A 20,351-nucleotide genomic window follows, 5' to 3' on the forward strand; every position below is an offset into this window, starting at 1 on the left:
CGGGAACAAAGTCCCCCGTCCCGAACGTCTGACAGAGTAGTCATACCCCTGCTGGGAAGTAGCGGTAGCGAGCTCGTGGTGAGTGACCACGGGCCCCACACCAGGTGAACGGTCGTCGGGACCGGGAGCCAGGACGGAGGAGTCATGCCAGGAACCCTGACAAGCACCCCACTGACCGCGGTCGATCGTTGCGACCGCTGCGGGGCGGCTGCCAGAGTGCGTGCCGTACTGCCCGCAGGTGGAGAGTTGCTCTTCTGCCAGCACCACGCGAACGAACACATGGATCGGCTGCGTGAGCTGGACGCCGTGATCGACACGGAGTCCGCTCCCGCACTCTGATCCGCTCCTCGCGTCCTGACACAACAGCATCGGACAACAGAACACCGTTTCCACCGGCAGCGGGCGACCCACAGGTCGCCCGCTGCCGGCGTGTCCGGGCGGCGATCAGTCGCCGGACACTCCGGCGAGGATGCCGTCCAACAGCCTGGCCAGGCCGTATTCGAACGCGCCGTCCGGGTCGGCGGGCGCCTGGTACAGCTCGCCGACCGTCGCCCCGACGCGCGCCGAGAGCGGGAACCGGCTCGACGGCATGACCTCGGCCAGCAGCGGCCCGTGCACCTCCCACCACTCCGCGTCGCTCATCCGCCCGGTCTCGCGAGCGGCGGCCACCGCCATGCGCGCATTCCCGGCGGCGAACTCCGACAGCACGGCGATTACCCGGTCCATCACCACGTCCGGCATGCCGAGCCCCTCGATCGCGGCGAGCTGCCGCTCATAGCGGCGCATCCGTCCCGGCCCGAGCACGAGCCGCCAGGGCGGCACCTCGAGCAGCCACGGGTGCGCCACGAACTCCGCACGGACCCGGCGGGCCACCGCGGCCAAGCGCTCACGCGGCGGCAGATCCGCAGGTATCGGCGGGTCCTCGTCGGCCACCGCGTCGACCATGAGGACCGCCAGGGCGTCCTTGCTCGGCACGTATGTGTACAAACTCATCGGCCGCAGCCCCAGCTCGGCGGCGACCGTGCGAATGGAGACCTTCTCGTAGCCCTCCCGGTCGGCGAGCGCGACCGCCGCCGCGACCACCGCGTCGACGGTGACCGTCTGCTTCGGACCGCGCCCCACCGGACGCGGTGGAAGTTCGTGCCGCCAGAGCAAGCCCATCAGCTGCCTGGCCCGATCGGGTGTGATGTCGTCGTTCACCGGCTCCTCGGAACAAACTCGGTACGGTGTACGTTGTCACTTTACTCCGTACGCCATACGTTGATTCAAGGGGTGCGTCCTGCCCAGCACACATGCCACTTACCTGCCGGATCGGCACATGTTCGCACTCTGGACCTGGGCGGGACACGCCCCGGGTCCGGCCCCGGCGGGTCCGGGTGACCGCGAGACCCTCGCGCTGGCCGTCCCGGCCGCCGCGGACGGAACCTTGGAAGTCACCGACGTCGACGCCGTCTTGGTGGACCCCGTGACCTTCGCCGACTCGGCGCTCGAGCACTCCGGAGAGTCCGTCTCGGCCTGGCAGCGCATCGTGCGCTCCGCACTGGCCGGGGAGCCACCCGGCACCGATACCGACGCGCTGCCCATCGCCGCGCACGCCGTCCCCGACGCGTCCGGCGCGGCGATCGTCTCCGCGCACCGCGCGCAGCGCGTACTGCACGACACCGAGGCCGTCGCCGCGGACCTGCGGGCGACGCTGAAAGCGCGCCTGCGCCCCTACCAGGCACGCGGAATCGGCTGGCTACGCGAGACCGTGGCCGCGCACGGCGGCGCGGTTCTCGCCGACGAGATGGGACTCGGCAAGACCGTGCAGGCCATCGGCTTCCTGCTCGATCGGGCCGCGAGCGGCCCACAGTTGGTCGTGTGCCCGACCTCGCTGGTCGGCAACTGGGCACACGAGATCGGCCGGTTCGCGCCTGGGCTGCGGGTGGCCGTCTGGCGCGGCGGCGCCCTCGACGCCGACCCCGCCACCGTCGTCGTCACCGGCTATCCGACCTTGCGGCTGCACGGACGGCTGCTGACGCAGCGCGCCTGGGCGACGGCCGTCTTCGACGAGGCGCAGGCGCTGAAGAATCCTCGCACCCAGGTCGCGAAAGCCGCGCGCGCGATCGACGCGGCCGCGACCGTCGCCTTGACCGGCACGCCGGTCGAGAACCACCTCGAGGAGCTGTGGGCCCTGCTGCACCTGGTGGCGCCCCGGCTGTTCGGGCACCGGACGCAGTTCCGGCGTCGTTTCGTGCGGCCGATCCACGAGGGTTCGGCGGCCGCCGCGGCGCGTCTGCGCGACACCGTCGAACCCGTGCTGCTGGCCCGCACGAAAAGCCAGGTCGCCGCCGCGCTGCCCGCGAAGATCCACAGCGACCTGCTCTGCGACCTCACCGACGAACAGGAGCGGCTCTACGACCAGCTGCTCGACAAAGCCGTCGAGGACGGATTCGGAGCGGGCATCGAGCGCCATGGTCGCGTGCTCGCCGCGTTGACCGCTCTCAAGCAGGTGTGCAACCATCCCGGGCTGATCACCGGCGAACTCCACGAACTCGCGGGCCGCTCCGGAAAACTCGACCTGTGCACCGACATCGTCGCCGCCGATCTCGAAACCGGCAGTCCCACCTTGATCTTCACGCAGTACCGCCAGACCGGTGAGCTGCTGGTGCGGCACCTCGCCGAGCAGTTCGGAGTGCGGGCGCCGTTCTTCCACGGCGGGCTCTCCCAGGCCGAGCGCGCCGAGATCGTCACGCGGTTCCAAGCCGCGGACGGACCGCCGGTGCTGGTGCTCAGTCTGCGGGCGGCGGGCACCGGGCTCACGCTGACCCGCGCCGCCGACGTCGTCCACTTCGATCGCTGGTGGAACCCAGCGGTGGAGGCTCAGGCCTCCGACCGGGTGCACCGGATCGGCCAGACCCGCACGGTCACCGTCACCACGCTCACCTCGGCCACCACCGTGGAGGAGCACATCGCGGGCATGCACGACCGCAAGGCCGCGCTGCGCGACCTCGGCGACGCGGCGGGCATCGCGGCTCTGGCCGCCCTGGACGACGACCGGCTGATCGAGATGCTGCGGCGCAAGAGGGAGAGTTGATGGCGGACAACGAGTTCGGTTACACGGCGTGGGGCATGGACTGGGTGCGGCTGGCCGAGCCGCTGCGTCAGATCCGGCCGGATCCGCTGCTGCCCCGCGCGCGCAGCATCGCCCGCCACAACGGCGTGCGAGCCACCGTCGAGGGCCGGGTGGTGCGGGCCACGATCCACCGCGGCGGCGAGGCGTCGCTGACCCACGTGGAGGTGGCACCGCTGTCCCGGCAGACGATCACCGCGATAGCCGCGATCGCGCCGGACCCGACCCTGCTGACCGACGACACGCACCGCGCGATCGGCGCGGCCGGAATCGCGCTCGGGCCACAGCTCGCGGGCACCGACTGCTCGTGCACGGCACGCAAGGCCCGGTGCGTCCACGTCCTGGCCGTCTACTACGAGATGGCGCGTCGAGTCGACGAGGATCCGCGCCTCGCCTTGGCGATCCAGGGCTATTTCGCTGCCGCGCCGATGGATTCGGACGAGCCCGCACCGCAGGCGCGGTGGACGCCGATCAGTGCACTGGACCCGCGGCGATTCTTCACAACGACGACCGGCTGAACGGCCGGGCGACAGCCGAGGCGCCCCTCCCGCCTGCCACCCGACCGGGAGGAGCCCGCGACCCTCTCGTTACCGCCGTTCCTGGCTCGGACCTCACTCGGGCCGTCTGGCCCGGAAGCGGAAACTCGCAGCGCCGGTGTCGATCCGCACATCGGTGAAGCCGATACGGCGCAGCCGGTCGGCTGCGGTCTCCGGCGGCACGGGCACACAGGTGTCGCCGAGGTGCATGAGCCGGAACAGGCGGCCGTCGAGCCCGTCGCTGCCCGCGAACACCCCGCCCGGGCGCAGGACCCGCAGGGCTTCGGCGAACAGGGCGTCCTGCCTGCCGGGTGTCGGCACGTGGTGCAGCATGGTGAAGCAGACCACGGAGTCGAATCGCCCCGGCGGCAAGGGCATGTCGGCGCCGTCGCCATCGATCACCGTCATCGCATCGCCGTGCCGCTCGCGCAGCCGGGTCGCCAGCGCCGGATCGATTTCGACACCGGTGAGCGCCGATGTCCTAGCCAGTAACGCGGAGACGTTCGCGCCGTAGCCGGGACCGATCTCCACGGTGTCGGCGCCCAGGTCGAGGTCGGACAGCGCCCACGGCACGATGCGCGTCGCGCTGGTCTTCTCCCACATCGACGAGCGGCACAGCAATCGGTGGAATATGTTCATCGCCATGCCTGTGACGCTAGGAACGGATCGCGCCGGGCACGACAGGCTACGGTGACAAGTTGTGTCGCAGAACGGCCACGCCGCAGTCCATCCCGCTCCGGTGGGCGCGACCGCCATGGTGTTCGGGGTCGGAGTGCTGCCCGCCAGGCACTGGTTCGAGCGGCACGAGCATCCGCAACACCAGATCGCCTGGGCCTCGCGCGGCGTCCTCGCGGTCGAGGTGGACGACAACCGCTGGGTGCTGCCGCCGACCAGGGCGCTGTGGATCCCCGCGGGCGTCGCGCACCGAACCGGCACCTCCGACGGCGCCGCGATGCGCGGCATCTTCCTCGACCCCGGCCGCTGTCCGGTCGAGTTCGCCGGGCCGACCATGTTGCGCGTGACCCGGCTCTTGCACGAACTGTTCGACCTGCTCACCACGACCGACACCGGCCGGGAGCAGCGAGCGCGGGCCGAGGCGGTCGTGTTCGATCTGCTCGAGCCCCTCCCGGTGATCCCGATCGGTGCGCGATGGCCCAGCGATCCCCGGGCACGGCAGGTGGCCGACGCGCTCACCGCCGATCCGGCCGACCCGCGCACGCTCGCCGAGTTCGCCGTCCACGTGGCCGCCGGCCCGCGCACGCTGGCCCGGTTGTTCGTGTCGCAGACCGGTCTCGGCTTCGGCCAGTGGCGCACGCAGGCCAGACTGGCCGCTTCGCTGCCGCTGCTCGCCGCGGGCCTGCCGGTCGCCCGGATCGCGGGCCGGGTCGGCTACGGGACGCCGAGCGCTTACGTCGCGGCGTTCCGGCGGGCGGTCGGAATCCCGCCGGGACGGTATTTCTCCGGCTGATCAGGCGTTGGTGCCGCTGTCCACGGTGAGGAACGCGCCGGTCACGCTGCGACCGGACGGCCCCGCCAGGTAGGCCACCGCGGCCGCGACATCGTCGGCGGCGCCGAAGCGGCCCAGCGCGGTGAGGTCACGCTGCCGCTGCGCGTGCGCACCGTCGCCAGGGTTCATGTCGGTGTCGGTGGAGCCCGGCTGGACGAGGTTCACCGTGATCGCGCGCGGGCCCAGTTCGCGCGCCAGCGCCTTGGTGAAACCGCTGAGCGCCGACTTGCTGAGGTTGTAGAGCGTCAAACCGTCGAACGGCGCGTGATCGGTGAGGTTGGTGCCGATGCTGATGATCCGGCCGCCGTCGGTCATGTGCGCGACCGCGGCCTGCGCCCCGACGAACGCGGCACGGGCGTGCACGCCGAGCGCGTTGTCGATCTCCGCGAGGGTGAACTCCTCGAACGGCTTCGCCGGGAAGATCCCCGCATTGTTGACCAGGATGTCCAGCCCGCCGAGTTCGGCCGCGGCGCGGTCCACCGCCGCGCGCACGGCCGTGGCATCGGCGCTGTCGGCCTGGATCGCGACGGCTCGGCGGCCGAGCGCCCGCAGATCGCCGACCACCGTCTTCGCCTGGCCTTCGGCGTGCTGGTAGGTCAGCGCCACGTCCGCGCCCGCCGCGGCGAGGCGGCGCGCGATCGCCGCCCCTATCCCGCGACTGCCCCCGGTGACCAGCGCGACCTTGCCCGTGAGGTCCGGCATCGGTACTCCTCCAATTTCTGTGTCGATCAATACATAAATAGCCAAGCGCATCGTCCAGCCAGGTGTCAAGAGGTATATTTAACGATCGACACAGAAAGGTCCGGCATGGCTGAACGGGGACGACCGCGCGCCTTCGATCGCGCCGAGGCGCTGCGCTGTGCCATGGAAGTGTTCTGGGAGCACGGCTACGAGGGCGCCTCGATGAGCGACCTCACCACCGCGATGGGGATCAACTCCCCCAGCCTGTACGCCGCGTTCGGGAGCAAGGAGGAGCTGTTCCGCGCGGCCGTGGAGCTCTACGGGCACACCGACGGCGGTTACACCGCCCGCGCGTTGCGGGAGGAGCCGACCGCGCGGGCGGCTGTCGAGGCGATGCTGCGGAACAACGCGAGGGCTTACACCGAGGAGAACAAGCCGCACGGGTGCATGGTGGTGCTGGCGGGATCCACCTACACCACCCGCAACACCGGCATCCGCGACTTCCTCGTCGACAAGCGCCGCGAGACCATCGAAGACCTCCGGCGGCGGCTCGATCGCGGCCTCGCCGAGGGTGACCTACCGGAAGGCACCGATACCGCGGCACTGGCCGGTTTCTACACCACGGTCCTCTACGGCCTGTCCATCCAGGCACGCGACGGCGCGTCGGCGGCGGAGCTCACCGCCTCCATCGACTGCGCCATGACCGCCTGGCCCGCCGGCTGACGCGGGCTATTTCCGGCGCAGCGCGGCGATGCGCTCACCGAGTTGCTCGGCGGAGGCCAGCGCGGTCGGCGGCCCACCGCACTCGCGGCGCAACTCGCCGTGGATCACCCCGTGCGGTTTCCCGGTGCGATGGTGGTGCATCGCCACCAGGCTGTTGAGTTCACGTCGCAGCTCGCCCAGCCGATCGGCCGTGGCGACCCGCTCCGCGGCTCCGGCCACCTGCGCGCCGGGATCGGGGACAGGTGCGGGCACACTGCGCTCGGAAACCTGTTTGGCCTGCCGCTCGCGCAGCAGCGCGCGCATCTGCTCGGCGTCGAGCAGGCCCGGAATCCCGAGGTAATCGGCTTCCTCGTCGCTGCCTGCGAAAGTCGCTGTACCGAAGGAGGACCCGTCGTAGATCACCTGGTCGAGTTCGGCGTCGGCGGCCAGCGCGACGAAGGACTTCTCCTGCTCGCCCGGCTCGTCCTGCTGCTTGTTCGCCTCGATCAGCAGGTCGTCGTCGAGGCCGTTCTTCTCCCGGTGCGGCTTGCCGATGACGTGGTCGCGCTGCAACTCCAGCTGCGCGGCCAGATCCAGCAACACCGGCACCGACGGCAGGAACACGGTCGCGGTCTCACCGGGCTTGCGGGCTCGCACGAACCGCCCGATCGCCTGCGCGAAGTACAACGGGGTGGAGGCGCTGGTCGCGTACACCCCGACGGCCAGGCGCGGGACGTCGACGCCCTCGGACACCATGCGGACCGCGACCATCCAGGGCTGGGTGCTCTTGCCGAATTCGGCGATGCGGTTGGAGGAGGCCGGGTCGTCGGAGAGCACCAGCGCGGGCTTCTCACCCGAGATGTGCTCGAGCAGTTCGGCGTAGTCGCGGGCACGGTCCTGGTCGGTGGCGATCACCAGACCGCCCGCGTCCGGCATACCGGAGGCGCGTTTCTGGCGCAGCCGGATGTCGGCGGCGCGCAGCACGGCGGAGATCCAGTCGCCCGCCGGGTCCAGCGCGGTCCGCCAGGCGCGGGCGGTCTGTTCGGCGTTCAGCGGCTCGCCGAGACGCGCGGAATACTCCTCCCCCGCGCTGTCGCGCCAGTGCGCCTCGCCGGAATAGGCCAGGAAGACCACCGGCCGCACCACGCCGTCGGCGAGGGCCTCGGCGTAGCCGTAGGTGTGGTCGGCACGGGACTTCGGGAACCCGGACTCGTCGGGTTCGTAGACGACGAACGGGATCTGGCTGTCGTCGCTGCGGAACGGTGTACCGGTCAGCGCGAGGCGGCGGGTGGCGTCACCGAACGCCTCGGCGGTCGCGTCGCCCCAGCTCTTGGCGTCTCCGGCGTGGTGGATCTCGTCGAGAACGACGAGCGTCCTGCGGTTTTCGGTGCGCACGCGGTGGCGGAAGGGATGCGCGGCGACCTGCGCGTAGGTGACCACGACGCCGTGATAATCACCCGAGGTGCCGCCGGTGGAGTTGGAGAACCGCGAGTCCAGTGCGATCCCGGCGCGCGCGGCGGACTGCGCCCACTGATGCTTGAGGTGCTCGGTCGGCGCCACCACGGTGATCTGGTCCACGGTGCGGTCGGCCAGCAGCTCGGCGGCCACCCGCAGCGCGAAAGTGGTCTTACCCGCGCCCGGGGTGGCCACGGCGAGGAAGTCCCGCGGTCCGGTGGCCAGATACTTCGTCAGCGCCCGTCGCTGCCAGGCGCGGAGCGAGCCGCCGACGACAGTACCCGCCGCTGTCGACTCGCCCGGCGTCTCCGCTTCTCCCGCCACAGCGGCACCCGACCCAGTCACGCAGACGACCCTAGCGGCCCGCCACGGTGTGTCGCCAAACCGACGCGGCGGGCGCGACGGGCATCACACGGCCACCAGCCAGGACGCCGGCAGTTCACCCGATGCGCATCGACACGTCCCGCGCACAGTCCGATGCCGATCGCCGAAGTGCGCGATGCTGTAAGCACGATGACCGAGCACCGCGCCCTCCCGGGCGATCCACCGCGGACCGACGCACCGTCGCCCCGCACCGCCGCCGTGCGCGCGCCCACCTGGACCGACCGCGCCGGCGCGCGGGCGGCGGCGGTGAGCAGGGGCGCCGCCGCGCTGATCATGCGGGTGGCACGGAAGGCCTGGGCGGATTCCATCTTCGCCAAGTCGGCCGCGGCGGCGTTCTGGCAGACGCTCTCCCTGGCGCCCCTGTTGCTCGGGGTACTCGGCAGCCTCGGTTACGTCGGCGGCTGGTTCGGCCCGGACACGGTGCAGATCGTCGAGACCAAGATCATCGCGTTCAGCCAGGACCTGTTCAGCGCGAACGTGGTCTCCGACCTCATCGAGCCCACGGTGCAGGACGTCCTCGGGCGCGGGCGCGGCGCGGTGGTGTCGGTGGGCTTCGTGCTGTCGCTGTGGGCCGGGTCGTCGGCGATGGCGACCTTCGTCGACTCGATCGTGGAGGCGCACGACCAGCAGGACGCGCGGCACCCGGTGTGGCAGCGCATCTTCGCCCTGTTGCTGTATGTGCTGTTCCTGGTGGCGTCGGTGTTCATCCTGCCGCTGGTGGCGCTGGGGCCGACGCTGATCGGACGGGTGCTGCCCACCGCGTGGCGGGCGACCGGACTGGGACTGCTGGATTTCTTCTACTACCCGGGCGTCGGCCTGCTGCTGATCGTCGGACTGACCACGCTGTACAAGCTGGCGCTGCACACCTCGCTGCCCTGGCACCGGCTCTTCGGCGGGGCCCTGGTGGCCGGGGTCTTCTTCATGGCGGCCAGCGACGTGCTGCGCCGCTACCTGTCCTGGGTCACCCGCACCGGCGTCACCTACGGTGCGCTGGCGACGCCGATCGCGTTCCTGCTGTTCACGTTCTTCCTGGGCTTCGCGGTGATCCTGGGCGCGGAGTTCAACGCGGCGGTGCAGGAGTTCTGGCCCGCCCGGGCGACGCGCATGGAGCAGGTGAAGGAGTGGATCGCCAGCCAGGTGCGCGGAGAGGGAGAGGGCGGAGCCGACGCGGACACGGCAGACCGGAACGAGGCCGCCGCGAGCCCGGACGAGGCCGAGCCCGACGGCTCGCACGTCATGTTCGGTCTACGCGGAGCGGGGTCCTCGTCCGGCGAGTTGTAGGTCTCACTCGCCCTTGCGTAGGCCGTCGTAGACCTTCTTGCACTCCGGGCACACCGGAGAGCCGGGCTTGGCCGAGCGGGTCACCGGGAAGACCTCTCCGCACAGCGCGACCACGTGGGTGCCCATGACGGCGCTCTCGGCGATCCTGTCCTTCTTCACATAGTGGAAGAACTTCGGGGTGTCGTCGCCCGTCGTCTCGTCGGTCGTCGTATCCGGGCGAACCATGGTGTCGGTGCTCACGCGTTCCATGATGCCGCATCGCGCGGTACCGGGCCGAGCACGGTGCCGCATCAGCGGGGACCACGATCTCGGAGCGGAGGCCGATCGCGGGATCGCATCGGATGTGCCCCGCGATCTCGGTGCAGAACACGACCGTATGTGCGCGGATCGAGCGCGAGTGGAAGACTCGGGGTATGCAGCAGAACGGCGATTCCTCATCCGCCGACGGCCGCGACCGCGAAGAGCACCCCGACGTGACGATGCCGACGCAGCCCCGCCGTTCCCCCGGATACTTCCCAGGCAATGACGACAAACACCCGGTGCTGATCACCGAGGCGGCGCCCTCTCTCGAAGACCAGCACCGGGCCAGGGTGCGCCGGTACACGATCATCATGGCGTTCCGCATACCGTGCCTGGTTCTCGCCGCGATCGCCTACAGCACGTTCGGCAATCCGCTGCTGTCCATCCTGATCATCGTCGCATCGATCCCGCTGCCCTGGATCGCGGTGCTGATCGCCAACGATCGCCCACCCCGCCGCAAGGACGAGCCCAGTCGCTGGGACCGTCCCCGCCCCGCCATCGAGTCGCGTCCGCACAACGCCATCGACGGCTGAGTTCTGCGCGGCGCCCACTCACCGCGAGCCGAACGCCCCGCCGGGGGCCGGAGCCCGGCGGATGACCGCCGACATCACCGCGGCGGCCCCGCACAGACCGCCCGCCAGATACCAGGCGAGGTCGTAGCTGCCCTGGAGGTCGCGGATGACACCGGCGCCGGTGGCCGCCACCGCCGAGCCGATCTGGTGGGCGGCGAACACCCAGCCGAACGCGACCGGCCCATCGGCGCCGAACAGTTCGCGGCACAGCACGACCGTCGGCGGCACCGTGGCCACCCAGTCCAGGCCGTAGAAGATGATGAACACCCACAGGCTCGGCTGGGTGTCCGGACCGAGCAGCGCGGGCAGGATCAGCAGCGACAGACCGCGCAGCGTGTAGTAGCCGATCAACAGGTAACGCGGGTCCATCCGATCGGTCAGCCAGCCCGAGGCGATGGTGCCTGCCACGTCGAAGATGCCGACCACGGCCAGCAGACTCGCGGCGGTGGTCGGTGGCATGCCGTGGTCGTGCGCGGCGGTGACGAAATGGGTACCGACCAACCCGTTGGTCGACGCGCCACAGACCGCGAACCCGCCCGCGAGCAACCAGAAGCCGGGACGGCGGGCGATGGTGGCGAGCACCGTGAGCGCCCGCGACGCGCCACCGGCGGCGGGTACCCGAAGGCCCACCGCGCTGTCCGGCTCGGCGCCGTACGCTCGCACGCCCAGGTCACTCGGATAGTCCCGGATGAACAGCAGCACCAGCGGCGCCACGGCCAGTGCCGCGGCCGCGACGATCAGCGACGGCACCCGCCAGCCGTGCGCGTGGGCCAGCGCCGAAACCAGCGGAAGGAAGACCAACTGCCCGGTCGCGCCCGCGGCGGTGAGCACCCCGGTGACCAGACCGCGCTGACGCACGAACCACCGGCCGGTGATCGTCGCGACGAACGGCATCGACATCGACCCCACACCCACCCCGACCAGCAGTCCCCAGGTCAGCACCAGGTGCCACGGCCGGGATATGAACACCGTCAGCCCGCTGCCCGCGGCGACCAGCAGCAGCGCGCAGGCCACCACCCTGCGGATGCCGAAACGGTCCATCAGCGCGGCGGCGAACGGTGAGATCAGACCGTAGAGCAGCAGATTCAGCGAAACGGCGGTCCCGATGGTTGCGTGTGACCAGCCGAACTCCTCGTGCAGCGGGTCCATCAGCACGCCGGGCACCGACCGGAACCCGGCCGCGCCCAGCAGCGCGATGAAACCGACGCCCGCGACCAGCCATGCCGGATGCAAGCGCCGGCGCGGCGCGGTGTGGAGAGAAATCGGGGGCGGCGTCCGCAGTTCGGTCACCGGATGAGCCTGCCGGAATCATGTCCACGCAACGAGTGGCGGAAATGCCACATACCATCAAATTCGTGCCAATCGAGGGGGCGCCGGTATCTTCTCGACAAGGCGCGCACGCGTACCTAGGGTCGCATGGGACCTCGCGCACACGATCACCGTTGTTGCGGGCGACTAGACAGGAGCGCACATGATTCGGTGGATCTGGGTCTTCCTGGACCGCCCGACGCAGCGTTTCGACGACTGCGCGAAGTTCTGGTCCACGGTCACCGGCACCGAACTCTCCCCTCGGCGCGGTGCGAACGACGAGTTCCTCACCTTGTTGCCCGACCCCGCGCTGTTCGCCGCGGCGAGCGTCAAGATGCAAGCGGTGACCGGCCTCGGCGGTGTGCACCTCGATTTGGACGTCGACCACATCCCCTCCGCCGTCCGCACCGCCCTGGACCTAGGAGCGGAGCTGGTCGCCAACCATCCGGACTACGCCGTGCTGCGCTCCCCCGGCGGCCAGACGTTCTGCCTGACGCCCAGCGGCCGCGCGAGGAGCACGCCCGCACCCGCCGTCCGGGCCCCGGACGGCACGTTCTCGCGCCTCGACCAGGTGTGCCTCGACATCGGCCCGCTCGACCACGAGGTGGAGACCCGCTTCTGGAAGCTGCTGACCGGGTGGGCTTTCCAGCCCGGCAGGCGGCCGGAATTCGCCCGCCTGCGCTCCGCGGAACAGCAGTTACCCATGCAGCTGCTGTTGCAGCGCCTCGGTGAGAACCGCCCGACCAGCGCGCATGTCGACTTGGCCGCGAGCGACATCGAAGCCACCGCCGCGTGGCACGAGTCGCTCGGCGCGACCGTGGTGGAGCGTCATGAGCACTGGATCGTCCTGAGCGATCCGGCCGACGCGCTGTACTGCGTCACCGGACGCGATCCCAGCGGAGTCTGATCGGCCTCGGCACGGCGGCACGGCGGCACGGCGGCACGGCGGCACGGCGGCACGGCGGCACGGCGGCACGGCGGCACGGCGGCACGGCGGCACGGCGGCACGGCGGCATCCCACAGGCCCGTCACGGGGACGTCCACCACGTCGAGGTCCCCGTGACACGGTGGGCGCTCGATCCGCGCCCGGCGGTCGCGGTGGCAGAGTACCGGTGTGTCTACGAACCGATCGACGACCACCGGATCGCTGCTCACCGCGCTGTGCCCGGACCTGCGGACCGCGCTGACCAGGGTGGGCTACGACGCCGACACCCTGCTCGAGGTGCTCGGCGACGCGCACGCCGCACTGGGCCGGTCGGAGCCGGTGCCGGTGCGCCGCGCGGCACGCCGGGCCGGAGAACTGGGCACGCTGATCCGCCTTCTGCTGCTCGGCGACGCGCTGCCCGAACGGGAGGTGGCCGGGGCGCTCGCGCCCGTGGCAATCGACCGCGCGGTCGCCGCGGGCCTGCTCGACCGCGACGGCGACCAGGTGCGGGCGGCGCTGGACCTGCGGCCGCTGGACGCGGGCGCGGGCACCCGATGGGTCCTGTCCGACCTCGACGATTCGATGCACCGGCGCACCCTGACCGAGGAGCACGTCCTCGGCGTCGGCCACGCCTCTCTCTCGCTGCTGCGCGCCACACCCACCCGGCCGGTCGGGACGGTGCTCGATCTCGGCACCGGCTGCGGCGTACAGGCGGTGCACGCCGCGTCCTACGCGCGGCGCGTGACCGCCACCGATGTCAATCCCCGGGCGCTGTGGCTGGCCGAGGCCACCGCGGCGCTCAACGAGCTGGACATCGAACTGATGGAGGGTTCCTGGTTCGAACCGGTGCGGGGCAGGCGCTTCGACCAGGTGGTGGCCAATCCGCCCTTCGTGGTGGGTCCCGGGCGCGTCGAGCACACCTATCGCGACTCCGGCCTCGCGCTCGACGGCGCGAGCGAATTGGTGATCGCGCAGGCCGCCGACCTGCTCGCCCCCGGTGGCACCGCCGCGATGCTCGCCGCGTGGGTCCATGTCGAGAACGAGGACTGGCGCGGGCGGGTCTCCTCCTGGTTGCCCGCGCACGGCGTGGACGCCTGGGTGGTGCAACGTGACGTCGCCGATCCCGCGCTGTACGTGGGCACCTGGCTGCGGGACGCGGGAGCGGATCCGCGAGATCCGGCCGCGCAGGCTCGTGCGGAGCGCTGGCTGGACGCTTTCGAGGCCGCCGACGTCGAGGGAATCGGGTTCGGTTTCGTCTACCTGCGCAGCATCGACGGGCCCACCGAACTGCTCGCCGAGGATCTCACCCACGGCTTCGACGATCCGCTCGGCGAGGAGGCCGTCCGGTATTTCGAGCGCTCTGCCTGGTTGCGTGCTGTCGCCGGTGACGAAAGTCTCGCCTGGTCTTCGCGTTTCGCCGTGGACCCGGCGACAGCGCTGGAACGGGTGTATCTGCGCAGCGCCGAGGGCTGGACGCCGGAAGTGGCGCGGTTGCACCGCGGCGACGGGCCCCGCTGGCAGCACGAAGTGGATGAGGCCACGATCGCACTGCTGGCGGGAATGCACGGCGAGGGGCTGCCGTTGTACGAGCTGATCGAGTTGCTGGCGCTCGCGCACGGATCCGAGCAGGTGAGCGCCGAGTTCGCGGCCGACGCGTTGGCCGTGGTCACCGGATTGGTACGGCACGGATTGATCAGGCCCGTGTGATCACACGGCGACCGCGCGCCGGTCGGTGCGGGTCCTGGCGGGAGATTGTCCCCGCGCTGCGGTGCTTCTCAGGAACTTCTCAGACGAGAGGGGCGGAAACCGCTGCTCAGAGCGGTTTATGCCAGCCGTAACGGGGAACTTTCTTTCTGTCGGGTCCGTTTATCGGAGTGAGACACCACCGACAGGAGGCAAGTCATGACAAGCCCCGCCACCACTCGTGTGCGCATCAGCGATTCGGACCTCGACGCTCAGAGCCCTGCCGCCGACCTGGTACGCGTGTACCTGAACGGGATCGGCCGCACCGCGCTGCTCACCGCTGCCGACGAGGTCGAGCTGGCCAAGCGCATCGAGGCGGGCCTCTACGCGCAAAACCTGCTGGAAACCGGCAAGCGACTGTCGTCGACCCGCAAGCGTGATCTCGCGATCATCGTGCGCGACGGTCAGGCCGCCCGGTCTCATCTGCTGGAAGCCAACCTGCGCCTTGTTGTCTCGCTCGCCAAGCGTTACACCGGCCGCGGCATGCCGCTGCTCGACCTGATCCAGGAGGGCAACCTCGGGTTGATCCGCGCCATGGAGAAGTTCGACTACGCCAAGGGCTTCAAATTCTCCACCTACGCCACCTGGTGGATCCGGCAGGCCATCACCCGCGGTATGGCCGACCAGAGCCGCACCATCCGCCTGCCCGTCCACCTCGTCGAGCAGGTGAACAAGCTGGCCAGGATCAAGCGCGAACTGCACCAGCAACTGGGGCGCGAGGCCACCGACGAGGAACTGGCCCGCGAATCCGGCATCCCGGTCGACAAGATCTCCGATCTGCTCGACCACAGCCGTGACCCGGTGAGCCTGGATATGCCGGTCGGCAACGACGAAGAGGCCCCGCTGGGCGATTTCATCGAGGATTCCGAGGCCACCTCGGCCGAGTCGGCGGTCATCGCAGGCCTGCTGCACCACGACGTGCGCAGCGTGCTCGCCACCTTGGACGAGCGCGAACAGCAGGTCATCCGGCTGCGATTCGGCTTGGACGACGGCCAGCCGCGCACGCTGGACCAGATCGGCAAGCTCTTCGGCCTCTCCCGCGAGCGGGTGCGCCAGATCGAGCGTGAAGTCATGGCGAAGCTGCGCAAGGGCGAGCGGGCCGATCGGCTCCGCGCCTACGCCAGCTGATCATCCCGGCGCCGGCTGCGTCGAGACAGCGCCGGCGTTCGGCTCGGTGACCCGTTTGCGCCCTGGTCACCTCTCCGCGCCGACCGGTAAGCGCGCGTGCCCGTCCCCTCCGGGTGTCGCGCGAGCCGGTCGGCGGTGTCGTACTTCCCCCACGTCCGCCCGGTGGGCTCAGCTCTGATCCACCGCGATGTCGTACTTCACGGTGTCACCGTCGACCGAGGTCACCGTCAGCATCACACCGAGGGTGTCTCCGCCCGCGGTGAGGGTGCAGCGCATGGTCGTTCCTTCCTTGCCGGTGAGATCGCCGGGACAGTCGATGGCGTCGGGTTCCTGCCCGACCTTCTCGGTGAGCGAATCCTTCACCGACCTCTCCAGATCGGCCTCTTCGACTTTCGGCGTACCGATGCTGACCGAACACGCGGTCACCGCCGTCACGAGCAACGACAACAGGGCAAGGCTGCGAATCTTCATGGCGAGCTGGGCCTTTCTCAGGACGAATATCGCATCCCCAAATCGCGGTGCGAGGGATCGTCCGTTATCGGACATCCCGCTTGTGACTTGTGTGAGCCGACGTCTCAGCCACGCCACTCCCCGGGGACAGCTCACCCGGGGTGGCTCGTCCTGCTCAGCCGAGCCGGCGCGGACCGGTATCGAAACGACTCGGCTCCGGGCCGATACGGCCGCGCGCGTAGAGGATCTCCGCCGAGGTCGGTGAGGCCAGCACCGGGTCGAAGGACAGTTCCCGCATCTCCGGCAGATCGTCGAACAAGGCCGAAATGCGCTGGGCCAACTCGGCCAACGCCGCTTTGTCCACCCGCGGGCTCGCGGGAGTGCCCGACAGCAGGGGCGCGGCCCGCGGTGCGTCGATCAAGGCAGTGGCCTCGTCGGCGGTCAACGGCAGCGCGCGATAGGCGCGGTCGCCGAGCAATTCGATGATCAGGCCGGACAGGCCGAACTCGATCACCGACCCGAACGAGGGATCGTCCTGAACGCGCAGAATGCAGCCGACTCCCTTCGTGGCCATCTTCTGGATATGCAGGACGGGATCACCGCACAACTCCGCCAGATCCGCGTATCCCTGTCGCACCGCTTCCGGTCGCCACAGATCGAGCCGGACGCCCGTGAGATCCGGCCTGCGCCGCCACAATTCACCGGTCGCCTTGGCCGCCACCGGATAGCCGAGTTCCTCGGCGGCCGCCACCGCCTCCTCGGCGCTGCGTACCTCACGGAATTGCACAACCGAGATGCCGTAGCAGGCCAGCAGTTCCACCGTCTCCAGATCGGTGAGCCGCCGACCACCCGACCCGGCCATCCAGTCGGCCACCAATCGGCGCGCGCGGTCGGTGTCGATGCCCTGCGGCCGCACCACCGGCGACACGGGCCTGGTCCGCCACTCGGCGTATCGCCGCACCCGCGCCAGGGCCCGCGCGGCGCGCTCGGGATCGGGATACGACGGGATCGACCCGTGCGCCGCCGTCGCGCCCGGACCGCGCACTGCGAGCAGGTTCGGGATTCCTTGCTCGGCGACGAACGTCGTGAGAATCGGTTTGCCCGACTCGGGCACCGCGGCCGCCGCCCGGATCGCGTCGGCGAAACCGGCGGTCGGCAGCGGCACCGGGGGCGCGAAAACCACGATCACGGCGTCTGTCTCATCCGACCGCAGGGCCGCGACCAGTGCGTCCAGGTACGCGCCCGGCGTCGCCTGCGGGCCGAGGTTGACCGGCTCGCCGACCTGCAGGCCCTCGCCCCGCGCCGCGTCGACGGCCAGCCAGTTGAGCGCCGTGCTGTTGCCGACGACCGCCAGACGCGAGCCGCGCGGCAGCGGCTGATAGCCCAGCAGCGCGGCGCAGTCGAACAACTCCGAGATCGAGTCGACCTGGACGATGCCCGCTTGCGCGAACAGATCCCGCACGATCGAACGGTCCATGTCCCCCGCGGGCTGCGCGACCGAGCGGCCGCTGCTCACGGCGACGATCGGTTTGGTCCGGGCCACCCGGCGCGCGATCCGGGAGAACTTGCGCGGATTGCCGAAGCTCTCCAGATACAGCAGCACCACATCGGTGGCCGGGTCGCTGTCCCAGTACTGCAGCAGGTCGTTGCCCGAGACGTCGGCGCGGTTGCCCGCCGACACGAACGTCGACAGGCCGAGATTGCGCGCCGCCGCCTCGCCCAGGATGGCCGCGCCCAAGGGCCCGGACTGGCAGAAGAATCCGATCCGTCCGCGCCCGGGCAACACCGTGGCGAGGGTCGCGTTCATGCCGATCGCCGGGTCGGTGTTCGCGATGCCGAGGGCGCTCGGCCCGACCACGCGCATGCCGTGACCGCGGGCAGCGGCCACGAGTTCGCGTTCGGCTGCCAGACCCCCTTCGCCGGTCTCAGCGAAACCCGCGGTCAGCACCACGAGACCCTTGACCCCCTTGGCCATGCAGTCGTCGAGCACCGATCCGATCGCCGCGGGCGGCACGGCGACCACGGCGAGATCGACCTCGTCGGGGATTTCCCGGACCGTGGCGTACGCCCGCACCCCACGCACCGATCTGCGGTTCGGGTTCACCGGGAACACCGGTCCTTGGAATACACCCGACAGCAGATTCGCCAGCACCGCACCGCCGACTCGCCCAGGCGCGGGGGTTGCCCCGATCACGGCGACCGACCGCGGCGCGAGCAGATTGCCCACGCTGCGCGCCTCCGAAGCGCGTTCGCGCGAATCGCGTACCGAGAGCAGCGCTTCGCTGGGGTCGATGGCGAACTCGAGATGCAGGACCGATCCATCCCTGCTGCGCTCGACCTGATAGCCCGCGTCGCGGAAAACCGTCACCATCACGGTGTTCTCGGCGAGCACCTCGGCGACGAAGGTCTCGATCTTGTTCTCGGCGGCGGCACCCGCCAGATGCTCCAGCAGGATCGAGCCCAACCCGCGTCCCTGATGCCCGTCGGCGACCACGAACGCGACTTCCGCCGCTCGCGGCCCGTCCCGCTCCAGCAGTTCGTAGCGGCCCACCGCGACGATCGCCTCGCCCAGTTCGAGAACCAGCCCGACCCGGTCGTGATAGTCGACATGCGTGGTGCGGTACAGGTCTTTCGGCGAGATCCGCGGGTAGGGGCCGAAATACCGCAGGTACCTGGTGCGATCCGACAGTGCGCCGTGGAACTCCTGCAGCCGCTCGGCGTCGCTGGGAGTGATCGGGCGCAGTCGGACGACGCCGCCGTCGGAGGCCAGCACATCGGCGAACCAGTGCTGCGGCGGCGGGGGCGGGGTGGCGGGAGTGTCCGAGGTATCGGGGTAATCAGTCACGAGGGTCCTCCGGGTCCAGACCTAGCAACCCGAAAGTCGCTCGGCGGGTGGCCAGCACGGCCATGTCGACGGCACGTTGGGCGCGGTCGGCCCGCGCGTCACCGGTCTCACCGCTGCCGCCGGGGCCGTCCCACGGACGGTAGGCGACGTCGCCGCCGTCGCCCATGGTGCGCGGCGGCTCCGCCCGCGGCGCCGCCGCGCGGATCGAGTCGATCCAGTCCTGCGGAATCGGCGTCGCCGGGTCGACGGTGCGGTCCAACGCGGTGGCCAGCAAGTGGGTCCACGCCCGCGGCACCACCCGGACCAGGCCGTATCCACCACCGCCGACGGCCAGCCAACGTCCTTCGGCATAACGGTCGGCGAGTTCGCGCATGGCGCGGAAGGCCGCGCGCTGCCCGTCGACGGTGAGTTCCAAGTCGGCCAGCGGGTCTTCGCGGTGTGTGTCCACCCCGCACTGGCTGACCACGATCTGCGGACCGAACGCCGCCACCGCGCCGGGAACGACCGCGTGAAAACCACGCAGCCACTGCGCATCCCGCGTGCCGGGCAACAGCGGCAGGTTGATCGAAGTGCCTTCCGCCGCACCCGCGCCGGTCTCCTCCGGCCAACCGGTGTTGGGCCACAAGGTGGCCGGATGCTGGTGCAGCGAGATGGTCAGCACCCGGGGGTCGGCGTAGAAGGCCCGCTGCACGCCGTCGCCGTGGTGCACGTCCACGTCGATGTAGGCGATCCGGTCGAAACCGTGATCCAGCAGCCAGGAGATGGCCACCGCCGGGTCGTTGTACACGCAGAAACCGGCCGCCGAATCGGGCATCGCGTGATGCATGCCACCGCCGATGCTCACCGCCCGTTTGGTGCGGCCCTCGGCGATCTCCCTGGCCGCGGCCAGGGTGCCGCCGACGATCGTGGACGCGGCCTCGTGCATACGCGGAAACACCGGATTGTCCGGGGAACCGAGCCCGTAGGGCGGCGTGGCCGGCGAACCGACCGGTGGCACGGCGCGTTCGACCGCGTCGAGGTAATCGGGCGTGTGGATACGCAGCAGATCCGGACGCCCGGCGGTGGCGGGTTCGAGCAGTTCGACACCCTCGAGCAATCCGAGACTTCCGGCCAGCGCCATGGTGAACTTCAGGCGCGCCGGCTGCATCGGATGCTCCGGAGTCCAGGTGTAATCCAGGAACCGCTCGCTCCAGACGACGGTTCCGGACCGGCTGGTCCCGGGCGAGGTCGGCGCCTGAGGTTCGCCGCGCGGTGCAGTGGCCATGGTCGCAACGCTAGCGGGAAGCAAGGAACCCCGCGAAACGTTCCTATGCAGTACAAATACAAGAAAGACGCTCATGGCCGCCTGCCGTGCGCCGATCGGGTTGCCGCAATGCCGCCGGAATGTCGTGCGCGGCGTGGAGCGACACGATCCGGCACACG

19 protein-coding genes are annotated in these 20,351 nt (G+C 70.4%); 10 read left to right on the forward strand and 9 right to left on the reverse strand.

The features are described 5' to 3' along the window. The first annotated feature begins 144 nt into the window (after positions 1–144). The gene (locus ABZ420_RS01075; protein WP_036538000.1) at positions 145–339 is read left to right on the forward strand and encodes a hypothetical protein; all 195 of its coding nucleotides are present in this window, start codon (positions 145–147) and stop codon (positions 337–339) included. 105 nt (positions 340–444) lie between these two features. On the opposite strand, the gene ABZ420_RS01080 is transcribed toward ABZ420_RS01075, so the two are convergent. Then, complete coding sequence (locus tag ABZ420_RS01080) at positions 445–1,200, reverse strand: TetR/AcrR family transcriptional regulator C-terminal domain-containing protein (protein WP_357115857.1); 756 nt, start codon at positions 1,198–1,200, stop codon at positions 445–447. 118 nt (positions 1,201–1,318) lie between these two features. Here ABZ420_RS01080 and ABZ420_RS01085 point away from each other — a divergent pair, with 118 nt between their 5' ends. Together ABZ420_RS01085 and ABZ420_RS01090 are read left to right on the forward strand one after the other, a co-directional pair. Then, positions 1,319–3,076, forward strand: coding sequence for a DEAD/DEAH box helicase (locus ABZ420_RS01085; protein ID WP_357115859.1), 1,758 nt, complete (start codon positions 1,319–1,321; stop codon positions 3,074–3,076). Next, positions 3,076–3,630, forward strand: coding sequence for an SWIM zinc finger family protein (locus tag ABZ420_RS01090; protein ID WP_357115861.1), 555 nt, complete (start codon positions 3,076–3,078; stop codon positions 3,628–3,630). The genes ABZ420_RS01085 and ABZ420_RS01090 overlap by 1 nt, the downstream gene beginning before the upstream one ends. A 93-nt stretch (positions 3,631–3,723) precedes the next feature. Here ABZ420_RS01090 and ABZ420_RS01095 read toward each other — a convergent pair whose 3' ends face one another. Next, positions 3,724–4,293: a class I SAM-dependent methyltransferase gene (locus tag ABZ420_RS01095; RefSeq protein ID WP_357115863.1), complete on the reverse strand. Its 570-nt coding sequence runs from the start codon at positions 4,291–4,293 to the stop codon at positions 3,724–3,726. Between the two features lie 55 nt (positions 4,294–4,348). Here ABZ420_RS01095 and ABZ420_RS01100 point away from each other — a divergent pair, with 55 nt between their 5' ends. Beyond that, complete coding sequence (locus ABZ420_RS01100) at positions 4,349–5,116, forward strand: helix-turn-helix transcriptional regulator (RefSeq protein ID WP_357115865.1); 768 nt, start codon at positions 4,349–4,351, stop codon at positions 5,114–5,116. Here the strand turns inward: ABZ420_RS01100 and ABZ420_RS01105 are convergent, their stop codons facing one another. Beyond that, positions 5,117–5,857: an SDR family oxidoreductase gene (locus tag ABZ420_RS01105; RefSeq protein WP_357115867.1), complete on the reverse strand. Its 741-nt coding sequence runs from the start codon at positions 5,855–5,857 to the stop codon at positions 5,117–5,119. 105 nt (positions 5,858–5,962) lie between these two features. Between ABZ420_RS01105 and ABZ420_RS01110 the strand changes: the two genes are divergently transcribed. Continuing rightward, the gene (locus ABZ420_RS01110; protein ID WP_357115869.1) at positions 5,963–6,559 is read left to right on the forward strand and encodes a TetR/AcrR family transcriptional regulator; all 597 of its coding nucleotides are present in this window, start codon (positions 5,963–5,965) and stop codon (positions 6,557–6,559) included. Between the two features lie 6 nt (positions 6,560–6,565). On the opposite strand, the gene ABZ420_RS01115 is transcribed toward ABZ420_RS01110, so the two are convergent. Further along, a complete protein-coding gene (locus tag ABZ420_RS01115) occupies positions 6,566–8,230 on the reverse strand; it encodes a DEAD/DEAH box helicase (protein ID WP_357116438.1) in 1,665 nt (554 codons plus the stop codon). Between the two features lie 420 nt (positions 8,231–8,650). Here ABZ420_RS01115 and ABZ420_RS01120 point away from each other — a divergent pair, with 420 nt between their 5' ends. Further along, the gene (locus ABZ420_RS01120; protein ID WP_357116440.1) at positions 8,651–9,658 is read left to right on the forward strand and encodes a YihY/virulence factor BrkB family protein; all 1,008 of its coding nucleotides are present in this window, start codon (positions 8,651–8,653) and stop codon (positions 9,656–9,658) included. Between the two features lie 3 nt (positions 9,659–9,661). Here the strand turns inward: ABZ420_RS01120 and ABZ420_RS01125 are convergent, their stop codons facing one another. Then, a complete protein-coding gene (locus ABZ420_RS01125) occupies positions 9,662–9,898 on the reverse strand; it encodes a DUF3039 domain-containing protein (RefSeq protein ID WP_357115871.1) in 237 nt (78 codons plus the stop codon). Positions 9,899–10,137: 239 nt separating this feature from the next. Between ABZ420_RS01125 and ABZ420_RS01130 the strand changes: the two genes are divergently transcribed. Next, entirely contained in the window at positions 10,138–10,491 is a 354-nt protein-coding gene (locus tag ABZ420_RS01130; protein ID WP_357116442.1) for a DUF3099 domain-containing protein, read from the forward strand. Positions 10,492–10,509: 18 nt separating this feature from the next. On the opposite strand, the gene ABZ420_RS01135 is transcribed toward ABZ420_RS01130, so the two are convergent. Further along, the gene (locus ABZ420_RS01135; protein WP_357115873.1) at positions 10,510–11,820 is read right to left on the reverse strand and encodes an MFS transporter; all 1,311 of its coding nucleotides are present in this window, start codon (positions 11,818–11,820) and stop codon (positions 10,510–10,512) included. Between the two features lie 181 nt (positions 11,821–12,001). On the opposite strand from ABZ420_RS01135, the gene ABZ420_RS01140 reads away from it, so the two are divergent. The 3 genes from ABZ420_RS01140 (at position 12,002) to ABZ420_RS01150 (ending at position 15,634) form a co-directional block, all read left to right on the forward strand. Next, positions 12,002–12,745: a VOC family protein gene (locus ABZ420_RS01140; protein WP_357115875.1), complete on the forward strand. Its 744-nt coding sequence runs from the start codon at positions 12,002–12,004 to the stop codon at positions 12,743–12,745. Positions 12,746–12,952: 207 nt separating this feature from the next. Next, positions 12,953–14,470, forward strand: a complete 1,518-nt coding sequence (locus ABZ420_RS01145; protein ID WP_357115877.1) for a methyltransferase — start codon at positions 12,953–12,955, stop codon at positions 14,468–14,470. Between the two features lie 195 nt (positions 14,471–14,665). Continuing rightward, positions 14,666–15,634: a sigma-70 family RNA polymerase sigma factor gene (locus tag ABZ420_RS01150; protein WP_357115879.1), complete on the forward strand. Its 969-nt coding sequence runs from the start codon at positions 14,666–14,668 to the stop codon at positions 15,632–15,634. Positions 15,635–15,802: 168 nt separating this feature from the next. On the opposite strand, the gene ABZ420_RS01155 is transcribed toward ABZ420_RS01150, so the two are convergent. From ABZ420_RS01155 to ABZ420_RS01165, 3 genes are all read right to left on the reverse strand, one after another. Then, positions 15,803–16,105, reverse strand: coding sequence for a DUF4333 domain-containing protein (locus tag ABZ420_RS01155; protein WP_357115881.1), 303 nt, complete (start codon positions 16,103–16,105; stop codon positions 15,803–15,805). Positions 16,106–16,259: 154 nt separating this feature from the next. Next, positions 16,260–18,929 carry a GNAT family N-acetyltransferase gene (locus ABZ420_RS01160; protein WP_357115883.1) on the reverse strand — a complete coding sequence of 890 codons (2,670 nt, stop codon included), beginning with the start codon at positions 18,927–18,929 and terminating at the stop codon, positions 16,260–16,262. Beyond that, a complete protein-coding gene (locus ABZ420_RS01165) occupies positions 18,922–20,193 on the reverse strand; it encodes an acetoin utilization protein AcuC (RefSeq protein WP_357115885.1) in 1,272 nt (423 codons plus the stop codon). The genes ABZ420_RS01160 and ABZ420_RS01165 overlap by 8 nt, the downstream gene beginning before the upstream one ends. Positions 20,194–20,351: the final 158 nt, after the last annotated feature.

Origin of the sequence: Nocardia sp. NPDC005745 (assembly GCF_040630775.1) — a bacterium.
GTDB lineage: Bacteria > Actinomycetota > Actinomycetes > Mycobacteriales > Mycobacteriaceae > Nocardia.